This window comes from Campylobacter sp. US42a (assembly GCF_004379055.1).
GTDB lineage: Bacteria > Campylobacterota > Campylobacteria > Campylobacterales > Campylobacteraceae > Campylobacter_D > Campylobacter_D jejuni.
Genome location: NZ_RYYK01000002.1, coordinates 167,241 through 182,403, shown reverse-complemented (window position 1 = coordinate 182,403; position 15,163 = coordinate 167,241). Strand labels below are relative to the sequence as shown.

Genomic DNA, 15,163 nt, shown 5'->3' with positions numbered 1-15,163 from the left:
TTAACCTTTCTTTATGCTTTAGTAGCTATACAACTTTGAGTTAAAATATCGTGTAAATTTAAACGATCTTTTCTTATAAAACTGACAAATAAACCAAAGAGTAAGCCAAAACTTATAATAAATATCACATATCTTAGTAAAATTCTAAGAAAACTTAGCTTCTTTCCCGTTTTTATATCAATAAGATATAAATCATACGCTTTAAGACCTGGGCTTTGTGCCTTTTTTGTTAAAAAAATAGCTTGAATCAAACCAAATAAAAAAGTACATAAAGTTGTGATAAAATGGTTGTTTAAAAAAGCTTCTTTAGAGCCTAATAGAAAATAAAATAAATACAAAATAGGAACATAAATAAGAAAAATATCTATAAGCAAAGCTCTAAATCTTAGCCATCTAGAGCTAATTTTTGCTTTAGTTTTCATTTAATTTCCACGACTTCCTGGTTTTATAGCTTTACTCCCTTTTTTACAAAGTGGGCAATTTGTTTCATCATAAATTTCAAATTCAAAATTTCCTAGAGTAAAGAGTGGTAAATTTTCAGGTAATTTCGCATTATCTTTTCTTGGAGATTTTAAATTTTCTACTGCACAAAAACCACGATTTGCCAATGCTGCAAAACCTACAACAATGCCACCTAAACTTTCAATGATTTTTGCACTTTCTAGAGCACTACCACCTGTAGTAATGATATCTTCACAAATTATAAATTTTTCACCCTTTTTTACTTCAAAACCACGTCTTAAAGTCATTTCTTTATTTACTCTTTCAGTGAAGATAAAACGTTTACTACAAGCTCTTGCAAGCTCATAACCTGCTAAAATTCCACCTAAAGCAGGAGAACAAATGCTATCAAATTCTATCTTATAGCTTGCAATAATCTTTGCAAGTTCATCACAAAGTTTTGCTGCTAATTTTGGATCCTCTAAAACTTTTGCACTTTGAAGATAAAATTGCGAATGTTTACCTGAACTTAGTAAAAAATGCCCTTCTAAATAAGCACCACAATCTTTATAAATTTGCTCTAAATTCATCGTTAAACCTTTAAAAGTTCACTTTCTTTGCTTTTTACACTCTCATCAATTTTTGTTGTATAGGTGTCGGTAAGTTTTTGCACTTCATCATAAGCTTTTTTTGCTTCATCTTCGCTTATTGCCTTATCTTTTTCTAGTTTTTTAACTGCATCGTTGGCATCTTTGCGTATATTTCTTATAGAAACTTTTGCCTTTTCACCCATAGCTTTAGCTTGTTTTACGTTTTCTTCTCTTTGCTCTCTAGTCATCGGAGGGAAAAATAATTTTACACTTTCGCCGTCATTGTTTGGATTTACACCGATATTTGCAGCTGCAATAGCACTTTCTATGGTTTTTAGTAAAGGTTTTTCCCAAGGAGTGATGCTAATAGTTGAAGCATCGCTTGCTAAAACAGTTGCAACTTGATTTAAAGGAGTTTGAGTTCCGTAATAATCCACTGTAATATGATCTAAAATATGGGTATTAACTTTTCCAGTTCTTAAAGTGGTGAAGTCTTTTTTTAAGGCTTCTAAAGATTTTTCACTTTGGGTTTTTTGTTTGTTAAAAATTTCACTTAGCATTATCATTTCCTTTAATTATTTACTTGAATTAACATCGCTTGGAAGTTGTGGTGCACTTGGAGCGATAGAATTTGTGTTTGGGGTAGCAGGCACAATAGGAGCACTTGGAATAGTAGTGTTGTTGTTTTCTACTTTAATTTTCTCTGCTAAAGAGTCCTTGCTAGCTTTATTGTATAAATAACCAAGACCAATAGTATTTGCAATAAATAAAATTCCCATGACAAAGGTAAATTTTGCCAAAAATCCAGCCGGTCCTTTGGCGCCAAATAAACTTTCATTGCTTCCACTATAAGCTCCAAGTCCTATACTTGAACTTTTTTGAAGTAAAACTGCTATACAAATAACTACAACGATGATAAATTGTAAAATGATTAAAAGAGTGATCATTGAAAATTCCTAAAAGTTAATTTTTAAATGATTATTTTAACTAAATAAAACTTGAAAAGTTTTGAAACTTGAAAAGTTTTTGTGAGAAAAATCCCACAAAAACTTATCTGCTATTGAAGCTTCTTAAGATATTAAGTAAAGATACGAAAAGATTAACAAAATCAAGATAAAGTGCTACTGCACCTTCGATTGGAGTTTCATAATTTCCGCGGATAATATTTTGCGTATCATAAAGAATGTAAAATGAAAATAATATTGCAGCTACTGCTGAAATAGCTAGATTAACTATACTGCTTTGGAAGAAAAGGTTTAGTAAAGATGCTGCTACAATAACGATTAATACTATAAATAAAGCTTTACCCATAACAGTAAAATCTTTTTTTGTATTCATAGCAAATACACTAAGTCCTGCAAAAGCAACTGTTGTTAAAGCAAAAGCTTGAGCGATGATAATTCCTCCAGCTGGTAGAGCTAAAACTGAAATAAGTAAAGGTGTAAGCGTTAAACCTGAGCAGAAAGTAAAACCAAAAAGTAAAACAAGATTTAATGGAGCCTCTCTTTTTTTCCATTGCAAAGCAAATAAAAGTCCGATTTCAACAGCAAAAAGGATCCAAAAAGTTACTTGTGATTGTATAAAAAATGATGCTAAAGCAAAAATTCCTACATACGCACCTACTGTTGCAGCTAATAATGAAGCAGCAAAAAGTTGATAAGTTTGTTTAATAAAAATACTTAATTCGCTTGAGCGTGTATTTTCAAATTCTTTTGATCTTGAGTAGTCTCTATCATAAAGACTCATAAAATTCTCCTTGCAAAATTGTTAGATTTTTTAAAATCTTGAGCGAAATCTAACATATTAGACTAAATAAAAAGTTAATTTATATAATATCTTATGCTTAAATGAAATCTTTGCTGAAATTTTGTTATAATTTCAAGATTTTAGTTTCAGGTTGGTTTTATGGAAAATCTTATTAGCGGTGCGATTAAGTTTATGCAAGAAGACTTTAAGGAGCATGAAGAACTTTTTGAAAGTCTAAAAAATAAGCAAAATCCCCATACTCTTTTTATAGGTTGTTCTGATTCTAGAGTAATTCCAAATTTGATCACTAATACGGGTCCAGGTGAGCTTTTTGTAATACGAAATATTGCAAATATAGTTCCACCTTATCGCGTTGGAGAAGATTACTTGGCGACAACTTCAGCAATAGAGTATGCTTTAAATTCATTGCATATTAAAAATATCGTCGTTTGTGGCCATAGTAATTGTGGAGGTTGCAATGCTCTTTATTATTCTGATGAAGAGTTAAATAAAATTCCTAACGTGAAAAAATGGCTTACCATGTTAGATCCGATAAAAAAAGATGTGATGATTTTTGCAAGAGACGATTTGGCTATGCGTTCATGGCTTACAGAAAAATTAAATTTAGTAAATTCTTTGCAAAATATACTTACTTATCCAGGCGTGCAAGAAGCTTTAGATGAAGGAAAAATAGAAGTACATGCTTGGTATTATATTATAGAGACAGGTGAAATTTATGAGTATGATTTTAAAGCAAAAATTTTTACTTTAATACAGGATAGGAAAGTTCAATGAAAAAAATTATTTTTAGTTTATGTTTTTTTATTTTATACCTTGGAGCACAAGAATTTAAATTTATTGATGCGAATATTAGTAAAGAAGATGAAGGAATTTATGCTTTAGTTGAAAAATATGTTGATCTTAACAATCAAATTAAAGAATTTAAGAAAAACAATGATGAAAATTCAAGCACTTTTAATGGTATTTTAAGTGAATTTGAAAAAGACAAAAAGACTATTTTAGCAAAAATACCCGATATGATAGTAGGACAAAAGATTAATGAAGAGGCAGTGGCTAGATTTTTAAAAGCAAAAGAAAAATTACTAGATGTTCAAAAAAAGAATATTAATAAGCCTTACATTTATACAGATGCCACTCTTAATCTAGTTTATTTTAACATTGTGGAAAGTTTTTATTCTTCTTTGTTTGAAGTGGAAAAACTTTTTAAAAATACAGCAAGCAGTGAAGATTTGATTGCTACTGTTGATAAGGCAATGGAAAATTTACAAAATTCTTCTAATGTTAATTTAGATAGTTTTAAAAGCAAAATTACAAATCCAGAAGAATTAGAAAAAATTACCCTAAAAGAAAGATATATCAGTAATGCTGTAGATTCTTATTCTGAAATTCTTAAGTATTTACGTTCAAATGCAGATTTGCTTGAAAGTAATTATATTTTTTCATTACTCGAGCTTCAAGTTTGGATAGATCGTATAAATGAGGCAATTGGGGTAAGTTTTGTTAATATCGGAAAAATAGTAATTTCTGCTTTGGTTTTAGTATTTTTTATATCTTTAAGACGTTTTTTTGCAAATATAGTATATTTTTTCCTTGTTCAGCTTTTTTATAGAAATAAAAATGATGTAGATGATATTAAAGTCATTTTTATTGAGAATATTAAAAAACCCGTAGGTTTCTTGTTGATTGTCTATGCCATTTCTCTTTGTCTTACTATAGCAACTTATCCTGCACCTTTGAGTGTAAATTTAAGTAATTTCTTTCATATAGTTTATGCAGTTTTAATTGCATGGCTTATTTTAAGAATGCTTGATGGTTATGGCGTGGTATTGGTTTCTAAACTTGCTCAAAAAAGTGGAAAAAAAGAAGTTGTAAATTTAATTATTAAAATTTTATATTTTGTCATTATTATCATAGCTTTATTATATATTCTTGCTCAACTTGGTTTTAATATTTCGGCTATTATTGCATCTTTGGGAATTGGTGGTTTAGCTGTTGCTTTAGCGGCGAAAGATATCATTGCAAATTTCTTTGCTTCTATACTCTTACTTTTTGATAATAGTTTCAATCAAGGAGATTGGGTAGAGGTTTCAGGCATAGAAGGAACCGTGGTTGAAACAGGACTTAGAAAAACTACTATTAGAACTTTTGATAATTGTCTTGTATTTTTACCAAATTCAACTATTATGGGAGCTAATATCAAAAATTGGAGTAAAAGACGCATGGGTCGCCATGTTAGAATGTATTTGGGTGTTGGTTATGATGCTACTCCTGAAAAACTAGAACAATGTGTAAAAGATCTAAGAGAATTTTTGCATACAAGTGATTTGGTAGCTCACGATGAGGATAGCGCATTAAAATATGGCGATCATACAACAAAATATCGTCAAAATCTTGTATCTATTAATGATTTAGAAGGCTATAAAAATGCTTGTTATGTGGCTTTAAGTGAATTTGCAGATAGTAGTATTAATATAGAGCTTTATTTTTATACCAAAGAAATAGGTGGAAAAGATTTTAGAGAAGCTAGACAAAGTTTAATGCTTGAGTTTATGCGTATAATTGAAAAAAATGGTTTAACCTTTGCTTTCCCAAGTCGTAGTATTTATATAGAAAATTTACCACCCCTTGATTTGCAAGCAAAAGCTATAAAATAGCAAGATTTTATCTTGCTATTTTTTTAAACTGGCATAACGCGTATATTTGGACTTAATTCTTCTTGTAAAATTGTTTCAATAGCATAAAGTGTTGCACCACTTCCACTAGAACAACCACTACAAGCACCAAGATAACGAATATAAACATCAATTGCTGCACCTTCAGCCTTTTGTATATCAATCACTTCCAAATCTCCACCATCATTATGAAGCATAGGGCGAATTTCAGCATCTAAAACACTTTCAACTGCTTTTAATTGTCCCACTACGGTCATTTCATCAAAAGCCACATCACTTTTCATTGTATTTTTGAGTTTTTCTCTATCTATTTCAGCTCTAGTTTCAGCTAAAATATCTACAAGGTAATAATCTCTTTTTTCATGTCCGCCTGGTTTGATACAGGATTTACAAAAAGCACCCGCTTTAGTATATTGTGTGATTTCTTCTACGCTATGCAAATCATTAAGTTTAATCACTTCTTTAATAGTTCCAAGACTTACCCTAGCGCACTCGCAAACTATAATTTGATCTTCAAAATCTTCAGGACTTATACCTTTATAATGCGCTGCTGCTTGTTTGATTACATCATAAGCCATAACCGAACAGTGCATTTTTTGAGGTGGAACAGCTGGAGTTTCTGGATTATCACGCATAGCAAATTCCACATCTAAATTTGTGATTTTTACTGCCTCATCTACAGTTTTTCCTATACAAAGATCCACCATAGTATCACTACTTGCTATAGCTGTACCACAACCAAAACTTTTAAATTTTGCATCGATAATTTTATCAGTTTTTTCATCTACAAGCCAAAAAAGTCTTACCGCATCGCCGCAACTTTCTGCGCCAAAATCAGCTACGATCAATTTTGCATTGCGTGCTTTAGCATCTTCTTCACTAAATTCTCCCATATGTTGAGGATTATTCATTCTATCTTGAACTTTTTGTGAATACTCATCCCAAATGGATCCACCAATTAAACTATTTTTTCCCATTTTTCATCCTTATTTGTAATTATTTGGATTATAAGCATAAGTACAAGAAATTGCTCTTAATCTCTGTGTTGCATTTTTAATTTGTTTTGCTGCATAATCAATTTCTTCTTCAGTGTTAAAACGTGACAAAGAAAGCCTTAAAGCTGTATGTGCTAAATCATGCTCCGCACCGATAGCTTCCATAATAGGATTGCTTTCTAAAGCTTCACTTGCACAGGCTGAGCCCGTACTTGCAGCTATACCATTTTTATTTAAATCCCAAAGCATCGCTTCGCCTTCAACTCCTTTAATACTTGCTAAGATTGTATTAGGCACACGGTGTTCCCTTTTTCCAACCACTGTTGTATCAGGTAAGGCTAAAATTTGATCTTCTAGTTTATCTCTTAAACGGCGTATATGAGAATCTTCAAAATCAAGCATAGTATTTGCAATACGCAAAGCCTCGCCCATAGCCACTATATAAGGCACATTTAAAGTTCCGCTTCTACGACCACCCATGTGTTCTCCACCGTGTAAAAGTGGAGTAAGTTTAAGTCCTTTTTTTATAAAAAGTCCACCCACACCCTTTGGTCCATGAAATTTATGTGCTGAAAATGAAGCAAAATCAACTCCTACTTGAGTTAAATTAACCTTTATTTTACCTACTGCTTGAGTAGCATCTGTATGAAAAAGAGCACCAAATTCATGCGCAAGTTCTGCCATCGCTTTAATATCAAAAATCATACCTGTTTCATTATTTGCCCACATAACACTTACAAGCGCTGTTTTATCGCTAATCACTTTACGCAAATCTTCTACAGTAGAAACCCCTTCTTCATTTACAGGAAGTTCTATGACTTTTACTCCAAGACTTTTTAAAAAATAAGCAGCAGCAGTAACAGCAGGGTGTTCTACACTAGAAATAATCACTTCATTGCGTTCTTTATCTAAAATATGATCAAAATACACACCCTTAAGCACCCAGTTAATGCTTTCTGTCGCACAGGAGGTTACAACTATGTCATCTAGGTCATTTGCTCCAAGTCCTGCATAAAGTTTATCCAAAGCTTCTCTTAAGGCAGGATGTGTTGCGCTACCATATTGATGAAGGCTATTTGGATTTCCATACATATCCTTTAAAAAAGGTAGCATCAACTCATAAGCATTAGGATCAAGCATTGTCGTTGCGTTGTTATCTAAATATACTTTCACTTTAAAATCCTTAATTTATCCTTAATTTTAATTAGGATATTTTTTATCTTTATTTGAAAACGGATAATAACAAAAATTTATAAAAATTAGGTTAAAAATTATAACAAAAATAAAATGCTAAAGTAAAATTTTAAAGTGAAATATTTTGTGAATTTTATATAGCAAAAATGAGAAATACTATTTCTTAAATTTTTCTTCGTAATACTTTACTATCTTTGAATCTTCTTTGGCTGTATGTTTAAAGATAAAATCTTGAACAACGAGATTTAATTTTTCGGTCATTATATTTACAAATTTAGCTTCACTGATGATAATTTCTTCAATTTCTAAGATAATTTTTCTATGAATTCTTGTATGATGGTTGATATAAGGATATTCTATTTCTCTCATAAAGGCTTCTTCATCTGAAAAATGTCTATTGATCATTATCAACAATTCTCTTAAGACAATTTTTAACTCTTTTGTTCCAACATGACGTTGGTTCATTAAAGAGAGTTTTTTAGAAATTTCAAAAAGTTCTTTATGTTGATGATCTAAAAGATCATTATTCATCGAAATAATTTTTTCATTATAAGTCATGGTTTTGAGTACTTTTATATTTATATTTTTCGAGAGCGGATTATAATGCTATAATACTTAAAATTTTATTAATTAATTATATAAAAATTATTATTATTAAAGTATTTATAATTTATATATTTTTTAAAAAATTATTTTAAACCATCACAGACATATAAGAGTTTAAAATTTTATTTATATTTGCTTGTTTTTGACGACGATCTAAAAAATTTTCTATAGAGCTAGAACGTAGTTGATTTGCTTCTTCTAATCTTTGCGTATCTTGACTTTGGTTTTGATATTGTTTTTTAAGAGCATCAAAATCATTGCGATTTTGATCGATATAAATTTGAAATATTGAACTTGAATTTGCAAATTCTCTTAAATCCATATCTTTTTGGTAATTAATATATTGTTGAAAAAATACAGATAGTTTGTCTTGAGTGCTTGTTTTTTTATCTACGCCATTAACATAAAGATAAAGATCAAAACTCATCTTTTTTTCATTTTCTTTTTTGATGTAATCTTCTATATCTGTTTCGCCCTTGAGAATTTTTTGTAAATTTTGATGAGAGCTTAGTTCTAAAGTGGCAGGTTTCATAAAAAAGTTAAATTCTTTTTCGTTTTGAGTTTTTATATCATGGTAGATAAAATTCATTAAAAGACCAGATTTTGATACTTCTGCATTTTTAGTTAAATAAGGTTTTAAAATTTCATTAGAAGAAGTGTTTTCTATGGCTTTATCAAAATGAAAATTAGTTATTTTATTATCTAACATTAAAGTATTTAAATTTGTGATATTGCTTAATGCCAAATCAATTTCTTCTTGATTGTTGTAAATTCTTGAAATTTGGCCTAAAAATTCTCCATTATCTGTTGAAAAACCTGATGATAGTTTTGAAATAAGATCGCGACTTAAATAAGCATTATCATCTTGTAAAAATTCTGAATTTATAGATTTTAATGAACTATGATAGCTATTTAAAAGATAAGGTAGATCAATTTTATTATAGTTTAAATTTTCATCTTGTTTTGCGAGTTCTTTTGCTATGCTTCTAACGCTTTTAATGTTGATATTATAAGATTCTGGTATATTTGCAATTTTATTTAAATCTTTATCAAAAAAACCTTCTTCATTGATTCTAAATCCAAATTCACTAGCATAAGTGGTATTGTTAAAAATATAACTTAATTGTTCTAAGCTATTTTCATTTCCTTCTTGATCCAAAGCTTTGCTATCTTTAATTAAATTTAGAGCAGAGCTATTCTGCAAAGGATTAGATAAGGTTAAATTTTGATATGGATTTGCCGAATTTATAGTCATTTTAAATCTTTCCAAAATATTGCTGATTTTTTATAAGCAAAAGGTGTGCCAAGTTTTTTAAAAATTAAATTCAGTCAAAAATTAGAAAAAATTTGATAGTATTTAGCTTTTCTTTTAATTTGAAAAATAAAAATTTATCTAAATAAGGAAAGCGTATGCCAAAGATGAAAAGCGTTAAAAGCGCAGTTAAACGCTTCAAAGTAGGTAAAAATAAAATCAAAAGAGGCTCAGCTTTTAGAAGTCATATTTTGACTAAAAAACCTGCAAAAAGAATGCGTGATCTTCGCACAGCTAAATATGTGCATAGCACAAATGTAAAAGCTGTTGAAAAAATGCTAGGAATTTAAGTTTTTGACTAAAAGTCATTCAAACTCCCCTCTGAGATAAAATTTCAAGGGCAAGCTCCAAATTTGGACGCCACTTTATGAAAGGAAATAAAAATGGCAAGAGTAAAAACAGGTGTTGTTAGACGCCGCAGACATAAAAAAGTTTTAAAATTAGCGCGTGGTTTTTATAGTGGACGCCGCAAACATTTTAGAAAAGCAAAAGAACAATTAGAAAGAAGTCTAGTCTATGCTTATCGTGATAGACGCCGCAAAAAAAGAGACTTCCGTCGTCTTTGGATTGTGCGTATCAATGCTGCTTGCAGACTCAATGATTTAAGTTATTCAAGATTTATCAATGGTCTTAAAAAAGCAGGCATTGAACTTGATAGAAAAATTCTAGCAGATTTAGCTATGAATGATGCTGCTGCTTTTGCAAAAATTGCAGAGGCCGCAAAAAAAGCACTTTAATTTTTTAGTGTAAGAATTTCAAGATTTTTGATTCTTGAAATTCTTAATTTTTTAATATTGATTTAATTTAGCTAGAACATCTTCATAACATTTGAGTTGATTTACATTTTTTTCAAAATCTTCGCTGACATTGCTTCTTTGTTCTAATTTATCTGAAATTTCTTTACCTGAATTTATAAGATTTGAAATGATTTTGGAAAATTCATTAGATTTATCCCTTGTAAAATTCATTTCTTGAGTACTAGAATTGGAGCTTTTTGCAATGGATTGTATGGTCTGAATAACTAATTTGATAGCTCCTTCCATTTCACCTAGACCCATTTGGGTATTTTCTGAAAGTTTTCTAACTTCATCAGCTACAACTGTAAATCCACGACCAAGTTTTCCAGCTCTAGCAGCTTCTATACCTGCATTTAAAGATAAAAGGCTAGTTTGTTCAGCAATCCCTGAAATAAGATCTAAAATACTATTTAATTGATCTATATTTTTCAAAGAAGATTGTACTTCTTTTTCTAAATTCATTTTTTCTTCGCTTTGGTAAAGGTTGTATTCTAGGTAGTTAGTGAAATTGGTAAAACTTTCACTAATGGTTGTAAGACTTCTTCTTATATTTTCAAGTTCTTCAAAAATTTCTTTAAATATACTTGTATTTTTATCAATTTCTGATGTATTTTGTTTGAGTTGATTTAAGATTATTTTATTAATCTCATTTGTCATTTCTAGTTTTTGAGCTCTTATATTAAGATAATAGTATTTAAAATCGCTGTATTTTTGTATGAAAGTTTTTAAATATCTAGGTTTGAAATCATTAAAATTTTCAACTTCATAAAAAAATATTGCCACTAAACTTTTTGCAATTCCCACTCCATAAATTTCTCCAAAACTAGAAAAACCAACTATAGGAAAATCATTAAAATGGATTTGATTTAAATGTTCTTTGTTGTGAAGCCTTCTTAAGATACAATCGTTAAAAATTGCTCCTAGTGGCTTTGGTTTATTAAGAGAAAATTTTTCATAATCTTTTTTTATAGCTTCAATAAAATTTGTTTTTTTAAGCAAGCATAATTCTTGAGCGCTTTCTATATCACAATAACTAAATAATGTTTTATCTGGGTTGATTTCCATAGGGGAAATAAGATAGTCTTCTCCAATTTTTAAAGCAAAAGTATATTCTTGCATTTTACTTTTAAGTTCTTCAAAAGTGCAGTTAAAATAATTACATAAAGCTTCAACCGCGTTGATGGATTGAAAGGTTTTTTTATCAATAAATTCACGTATGGTTTTATCATATAAACTTGCATCAAGTATGGTAAAGGTGATATTGCTTTGAGGATTAAAATTTTGAGACTTCATTAAATCAAAACGGTATTTAGGTTTAAATTGGACATGTATGCTTAAAGCTTGATTTTTTAATATTTCTCCATTATAAAATATAAATGTTCCGCTAAAGTCCATATTTCCACTAGATCCACCCCCTACTAAAGCACAAGGATAGGGGTTGTGTTTGTATAAAAGTTCTAAAAGAGAACTTTCGCTTTGACTTAAACCATCATAAATTAAATAATGCAAAGTATTTGTGCAGTGTGCTTCAAAAGGTATATTTATAGATAAAACTTCTTTTTCTATCAGTTTTTTTCTTTCTGTATAATCTTTTATATTGCTAAAAAGCTTGATTTTATTTGTGTAAAGATTTTCTATCATATCTTCACTAAAAAGCATCAAACTTATTCCTTGGATATTTTGTTTATAAGGACTGTTTTCAATGTTTGAATTAGAATCAAGGTTGCATAATAAATCAGTAGCACTGCTTAAGATGATATCACATTGTTCATTTATAGAATTTTGAATCTTATTTCCTATGATCGCTAGATTAAGTTGATATGACGCAAAGCCTATGATTAATTTTGGCTTGATATTTATTTTTTTTAATTTTTCTTCAAGTTCATTTTCTTGAAGATATAGAGCTTCTAAAACTTTTTTACTTTCTTCTTTTTTTGTTGAGCTTTTATTTTTAAAATTAAAAAACATCAATTTAACTCCATTAAAACTATTTTTTAATTACTAGTTAACTAAATCAAAATACCATAAATTCGGCATTTATTTGTAATTTTTATTATACCTTAAGTAATAAAAAAATGCAATAAGTAAATTAAAATTTAGATATAATTGCAAATTATAATAATATTAATTAAGGATAAATCAAATATGATTGGAGATATGAATGAGCTTTTATTAAAAAGCGTTGAAGTATTGCCACCTTTACCTGATACTGTAAGTAAGTTAAGAAAATATGTGAGCGAGGCTAATTCAAATATAGAAACTATGAAAGTTGCTGAAATCATTTCAAGTGATCCGTTGATGACGGCTAAGCTTTTGCAATTAGCAAATTCTCCTTATTATGGTTTTACAAGAGAAATTACAACCATAAATCAAGTGATTACTTTATTAGGCGTTGGTAATATCATCAATATAGTTACGGCTGATTCCATTAGAGATAATTTTAAAATAGACGTTTCACCTTATGGTTTAAATACTCAAAATTTTTTAAAAACGTGCAATGAAGAGGCAACTTTTATCACAAATTGGCTTAATGATGAAGATAAAAAACTTTCTCATCTTTTAGTTCCTTGCGCAATGCTTTTAAGGCTTGGTATTGTTATTTTTTCAAATTTTCTTATACAAAATCATAAGGATAAGGATTTTTTAGCTTTTTTAAATAAAAATGAAAATCTTGCTTTAGCGGAGAATGAATTTTTAGGCGTAGATCATATTTCTTTCTTGGGATTTTTGTTACATCGTTGGAATTTTGATGATGTTTTGATTGAAAGTATATGTTTTGTTCGCACTCCTCATGCTGCTCGTGAAGAAGTGAAAAAATCCGCTTATGCTTTAGCAATAACAGATCATCTTTTTGCTCCGCATGATGGCTCTTCTCCATTTAACGCAAAAGCTGCAGTTGCTTTACTTGAAGAGGCAAAAACTCAAGGAATTAATTTTGATTTAAACAATCTTTTATCTAAGCTTCCTAGCAAAGCTAAGGAAAATTTAAACAAAGAAGATTAAAGAGCCTTTTTAAGGCTCTAAATTGTAGTGATGAAAAGTTTAATCTTGCCTCCTAATGAATTTTTAGATCATTATATTTTAAACACCGAATTTCATCGTTTTGCTGGAATTTCAAAAAATGCTTATAAATTTTGGAAAAATGTAGAAATAGGTAGATATCAAGGAACAAGAATTATATTTTTGCATAGAAATTGCATTTTAGAAAAACATCAGCAAGCTTTAAGGCAATGTAGTGGTTTAAATGGTTTTGTATTGGCAAGTGCTTTTTGTTCTTTTACTGGATTAGCTCCCTCTCATTTAGTGGAAAAAAATAATTCTTCTATTTACAAACTTTTAGAGCTTAAGGAGATTTGTGGGATTAAATTTGTTAATCTAAAAAAATTTTATGATTTTTTAGGGCTAAATTATCATCAGCATATTTATATAGAAAAATGCCATTTTTTTAGCCCAGCTCCTTTTGAAAAGCGTATTAAAATCACTGAGAGTATGTGCGTTGGGTATTATTAAGATAAGAAAAAATAAATGCACATAGCAAAGCTATAATAGCCAAAAAGAAAACATAAATCCCCAAAGAAAAACGCCAAAAATTACTTAAATTATCTAAGGCAAAACTATGCAAGAAAAAAGCAAGTTGCGGAGTTAAACCTCCAGCTATAGCATAAGCAATATTATATGAAAAAGAAAGTCCTGAAAATTTAATTTTTGCATCAAATACCTCACTCATTATTAAAGGGCAAAAATTCATCACTCCGCTAAAAAAACACACAAGCAAATATAAGCAAGCTACTAGGTTAAAATCAGCATTTTGTCTATATAGGGTATTAAAATAAAGCAAGCTTACAATTCCAAAAAAAACACTAAAAAATACACAAGATTTGATAATGCCTATTTTATCCGCTAAAATTCCACTTATAATACACCCTAGGCAAATAAGTAAAATTCCACCTATTTGAAGATAGGTTTGTATAGAAGTGTTAATTTGAAGTATTTTTGCCATATAGCTAGGCATAAGCAAAATCATTACAACAATGCAACCTGTCAAAACCCAAGTAATCATCATAGAAAGAACAATTCCCATTTTAGCTTTTTTAAACACTTCTTTTAAAGGAAATTTTTCTAAAGCCTTGTCTTTTTTCATTTGTTCAAAAACAGGAGTTTCTCTTAAAAATTTTCTCAAATAAGCAGAAATAATCCCGAAAATTCCACCTAAAAAGAATGGAATTCTCCAAGCCCATTCATGAAGTTCTTCTTGGGTATAAATTTTATTCATAATTAAAAAAACTAAACTACCTAATAAAATTCCACCTACAACCGAAGCGGTTAAAATTCCCAAATAAGTTCTTTTTTGACCTTGTGGTGCGTGTTCGTATACAAAAACCCAAGCTCCAGGAAGTTCCCCGCCTATAGCAATGCCTTGACAAATGCGTATAAAAACTAAAAGCACAATACAAAGAAAACCTATGCTTTCATAATTTGGAATAAAAGCTAGAGTAAAAGTTGGAATAACCATTAACAAAATACTAATCATAAACATTCTTTTGCGTCCAAATTTATCTCCAAAATGTGCCAGTATCACACCCCCTAAGGGACGCGCTAAATATCCAGCCGCAAATATTCCATAAGTATTAAACATTTGCCAAAAACTACTTAAATCTTTTGGAAAAAAGTTTGTTGAAATATAATTTGCAAAAAATACAAAAATAATAAAATCATAAAATTCTAAAGTTCCACCTAATGATGAAAGTCCTAAAACTTTTATATCTTTTTGGTTAAGGGTTTTGCTCAT

17 protein-coding genes and 1 pseudogene are annotated in these 15,163 nt (G+C 29.4%); 6 read left to right on the top strand and 12 right to left on the bottom strand.

Going from position 1 to position 15,163, the window contains the following annotated elements; genetic code table 11:
- Window positions 1-11 precede the first annotated feature (11 nt).
- The 5 genes from ELQ10_RS03095 to ELQ10_RS03075 form a co-directional block, all read right to left on the bottom strand.
- Window positions 12-422, bottom strand: a complete 411-nt coding sequence (locus tag ELQ10_RS03095; protein WP_002866373.1) for an RDD family protein — start codon at window positions 420-422, stop codon at window positions 12-14.
- Window positions 423-1,031, bottom strand: a complete 609-nt coding sequence (gene pyrE / locus ELQ10_RS03090; RefSeq protein ID WP_002854423.1) for an orotate phosphoribosyltransferase — start codon at window positions 1,029-1,031, stop codon at window positions 423-425.
- 2 nt (window positions 1,032-1,033) lie between these two features.
- Window positions 1,034-1,597: a ribosome recycling factor gene (gene frr / locus ELQ10_RS03085; protein WP_079460285.1), complete on the bottom strand. Its 564-nt coding sequence runs from the start codon at window positions 1,595-1,597 to the stop codon at window positions 1,034-1,036.
- A gap of 9 nt (window positions 1,598-1,606) precedes the next feature.
- Window positions 1,607-1,978: a preprotein translocase subunit SecG gene (gene secG / locus ELQ10_RS03080; RefSeq protein WP_134250178.1), complete on the bottom strand. Its 372-nt coding sequence runs from the start codon at window positions 1,976-1,978 to the stop codon at window positions 1,607-1,609.
- Between the two features lie 103 nt (window positions 1,979-2,081).
- The gene (locus ELQ10_RS03075; protein WP_002851668.1) at window positions 2,082-2,777 is read right to left on the bottom strand and encodes a Bax inhibitor-1/YccA family protein; all 696 of its coding nucleotides are present in this window, start codon (window positions 2,775-2,777) and stop codon (window positions 2,082-2,084) included.
- A gap of 159 nt (window positions 2,778-2,936) precedes the next feature.
- Between ELQ10_RS03075 and ELQ10_RS03070 the strand changes: the two genes are divergently transcribed.
- Window positions 2,937-3,572, top strand: a complete 636-nt coding sequence (locus ELQ10_RS03070; protein WP_002851887.1) for a carbonic anhydrase — start codon at window positions 2,937-2,939, stop codon at window positions 3,570-3,572.
- Complete coding sequence (locus ELQ10_RS03065) at window positions 3,569-5,452, top strand: mechanosensitive ion channel family protein (RefSeq protein WP_002866376.1); 1,884 nt, start codon at window positions 3,569-3,571, stop codon at window positions 5,450-5,452. Before ELQ10_RS03070 ends, ELQ10_RS03065 begins: the two co-directional genes overlap by 4 nt.
- Before the next feature lie 23 nt (window positions 5,453-5,475).
- Here the strand turns inward: ELQ10_RS03065 and ELQ10_RS03060 are convergent, their stop codons facing one another.
- From ELQ10_RS03060 to ELQ10_RS03045, 4 genes are all read right to left on the bottom strand, one after another.
- The gene (locus ELQ10_RS03060; RefSeq protein WP_002840050.1) at window positions 5,476-6,447 is read right to left on the bottom strand and encodes an iron-sulfur cluster assembly scaffold protein NifU; all 972 of its coding nucleotides are present in this window, start codon (window positions 6,445-6,447) and stop codon (window positions 5,476-5,478) included.
- 9 nt (window positions 6,448-6,456) lie between these two features.
- Window positions 6,457-7,638, bottom strand: a complete 1,182-nt coding sequence (locus ELQ10_RS03055; protein ID WP_002858709.1) for a NifS family cysteine desulfurase — start codon at window positions 7,636-7,638, stop codon at window positions 6,457-6,459.
- Window positions 7,639-7,815: 177 nt separating this feature from the next.
- Window positions 7,816-8,217, bottom strand: coding sequence for a bacteriohemerythrin (locus ELQ10_RS03050; protein ID WP_002851900.1), 402 nt, complete (start codon window positions 8,215-8,217; stop codon window positions 7,816-7,818).
- A 136-nt stretch (window positions 8,218-8,353) separates the two neighbouring features.
- Window positions 8,354-9,520, bottom strand: coding sequence for a hypothetical protein (locus ELQ10_RS03045; protein WP_002871839.1), 1,167 nt, complete (start codon window positions 9,518-9,520; stop codon window positions 8,354-8,356).
- A 155-nt stretch (window positions 9,521-9,675) separates the two neighbouring features.
- On the opposite strand from ELQ10_RS03045, the gene rpmI reads away from it, so the two are divergent.
- Together rpmI and rplT are read left to right on the top strand one after the other, a co-directional pair.
- A complete protein-coding gene (rpmI, locus tag ELQ10_RS03040) occupies window positions 9,676-9,867 on the top strand; it encodes a 50S ribosomal protein L35 (RefSeq protein ID WP_002777995.1) in 192 nt (63 codons plus the stop codon).
- 93 nt (window positions 9,868-9,960) lie between these two features.
- Entirely contained in the window at window positions 9,961-10,314 is a 354-nt protein-coding gene (gene rplT, locus ELQ10_RS03035) for a 50S ribosomal protein L20 (protein ID WP_002851731.1), read from the top strand.
- Between the two features lie 51 nt (window positions 10,315-10,365).
- Here the strand turns inward: rplT and ELQ10_RS08705 are convergent, their stop codons facing one another.
- Both ELQ10_RS08705 and ELQ10_RS08700 read right to left on the bottom strand, forming a co-directional pair.
- Entirely contained in the window at window positions 10,366-11,493 is a 1,128-nt protein-coding gene (locus tag ELQ10_RS08705; protein ID WP_279586136.1) for a methyl-accepting chemotaxis protein, read from the bottom strand.
- Window positions 11,469-12,342: pseudogene (locus ELQ10_RS08700) on the bottom strand (FIST N-terminal domain-containing protein). The gene ELQ10_RS08705 and the pseudogene ELQ10_RS08700 overlap by 25 nt, the downstream one beginning before the upstream one ends.
- A 177-nt stretch (window positions 12,343-12,519) precedes the next feature.
- On the opposite strand from ELQ10_RS08700, the gene cheP reads away from it, so the two are divergent.
- Together cheP and cheQ are read left to right on the top strand one after the other, a co-directional pair.
- Window positions 12,520-13,377 carry a cheVAW transcriptional regulator CheP gene (cheP, locus tag ELQ10_RS03025; protein ID WP_002922676.1) on the top strand — a complete coding sequence of 286 codons (858 nt, stop codon included), beginning with the start codon at window positions 12,520-12,522 and terminating at the stop codon, window positions 13,375-13,377.
- 27 nt (window positions 13,378-13,404) lie between these two features.
- A complete protein-coding gene (cheQ, locus tag ELQ10_RS03020) occupies window positions 13,405-13,884 on the top strand; it encodes a cheVAW transcriptional regulator CheQ (RefSeq protein WP_079263800.1) in 480 nt (159 codons plus the stop codon).
- Here the strand turns inward: cheQ and ELQ10_RS03015 are convergent.
- Complete coding sequence (locus tag ELQ10_RS03015) at window positions 13,853-15,163, bottom strand: MFS transporter (protein WP_002866386.1); 1,311 nt, start codon at window positions 15,161-15,163, stop codon at window positions 13,853-13,855. The two genes, cheQ and ELQ10_RS03015, sit on opposite strands and share 32 nt — an antisense overlap.

Coding starts and splice junctions, on each gene's coding strand:
- ELQ10_RS03095 (WP_002866373.1), bottom strand. CDS start 422: ATGAAAACTAAAGCAAAAATTAGCTCTAGATGGCTAAGATTTAGAGCT.
- ELQ10_RS03060 (WP_002840050.1), bottom strand. CDS start 6,447: ATGGGAAAAAATAGTTTAATTGGTGGATCCATTTGGGATGAGTATTCA.
- ELQ10_RS08705 (WP_279586136.1), bottom strand. CDS start 11,493: ATGCAAGAATATACTTTTGCTTTAAAAATTGGAGAAGACTATCTTATT.
- frr (WP_079460285.1), bottom strand. CDS start 1,597: ATGATAATGCTAAGTGAAATTTTTAACAAACAAAAAACCCAAAGTGAA.
- ELQ10_RS03065 (WP_002866376.1), top strand. CDS start 3,569: ATGAAAAAAATTATTTTTAGTTTATGTTTTTTTATTTTATACCTTGGA.
- ELQ10_RS03015 (WP_002866386.1), bottom strand. CDS start 15,163: ATGAGCAAAACCCTTAACCAAAAAGATATAAAAGTTTTAGGACTTTCA.
- ELQ10_RS03075 (WP_002851668.1), bottom strand. CDS start 2,777: ATGAGTCTTTATGATAGAGACTACTCAAGATCAAAAGAATTTGAAAAT.
- ELQ10_RS03050 (WP_002851900.1), bottom strand. CDS start 8,217: ATGACTTATAATGAAAAAATTATTTCGATGAATAATGATCTTTTAGAT.
- secG (WP_134250178.1), bottom strand. CDS start 1,978: ATGATCACTCTTTTAATCATTTTACAATTTATCATCGTTGTAGTTATT.
- ELQ10_RS03045 (WP_002871839.1), bottom strand. CDS start 9,520: ATGACTATAAATTCGGCAAATCCATATCAAAATTTAACCTTATCTAAT.
- pyrE (WP_002854423.1), bottom strand. CDS start 1,031: ATGAATTTAGAGCAAATTTATAAAGATTGTGGTGCTTATTTAGAAGGG.
- cheP (WP_002922676.1), top strand. CDS start 12,520: ATGATTGGAGATATGAATGAGCTTTTATTAAAAAGCGTTGAAGTATTG.
- rpmI (WP_002777995.1), top strand. CDS start 9,676: ATGCCAAAGATGAAAAGCGTTAAAAGCGCAGTTAAACGCTTCAAAGTA.
- ELQ10_RS03070 (WP_002851887.1), top strand. CDS start 2,937: ATGGAAAATCTTATTAGCGGTGCGATTAAGTTTATGCAAGAAGACTTT.
- rplT (WP_002851731.1), top strand. CDS start 9,961: ATGGCAAGAGTAAAAACAGGTGTTGTTAGACGCCGCAGACATAAAAAA.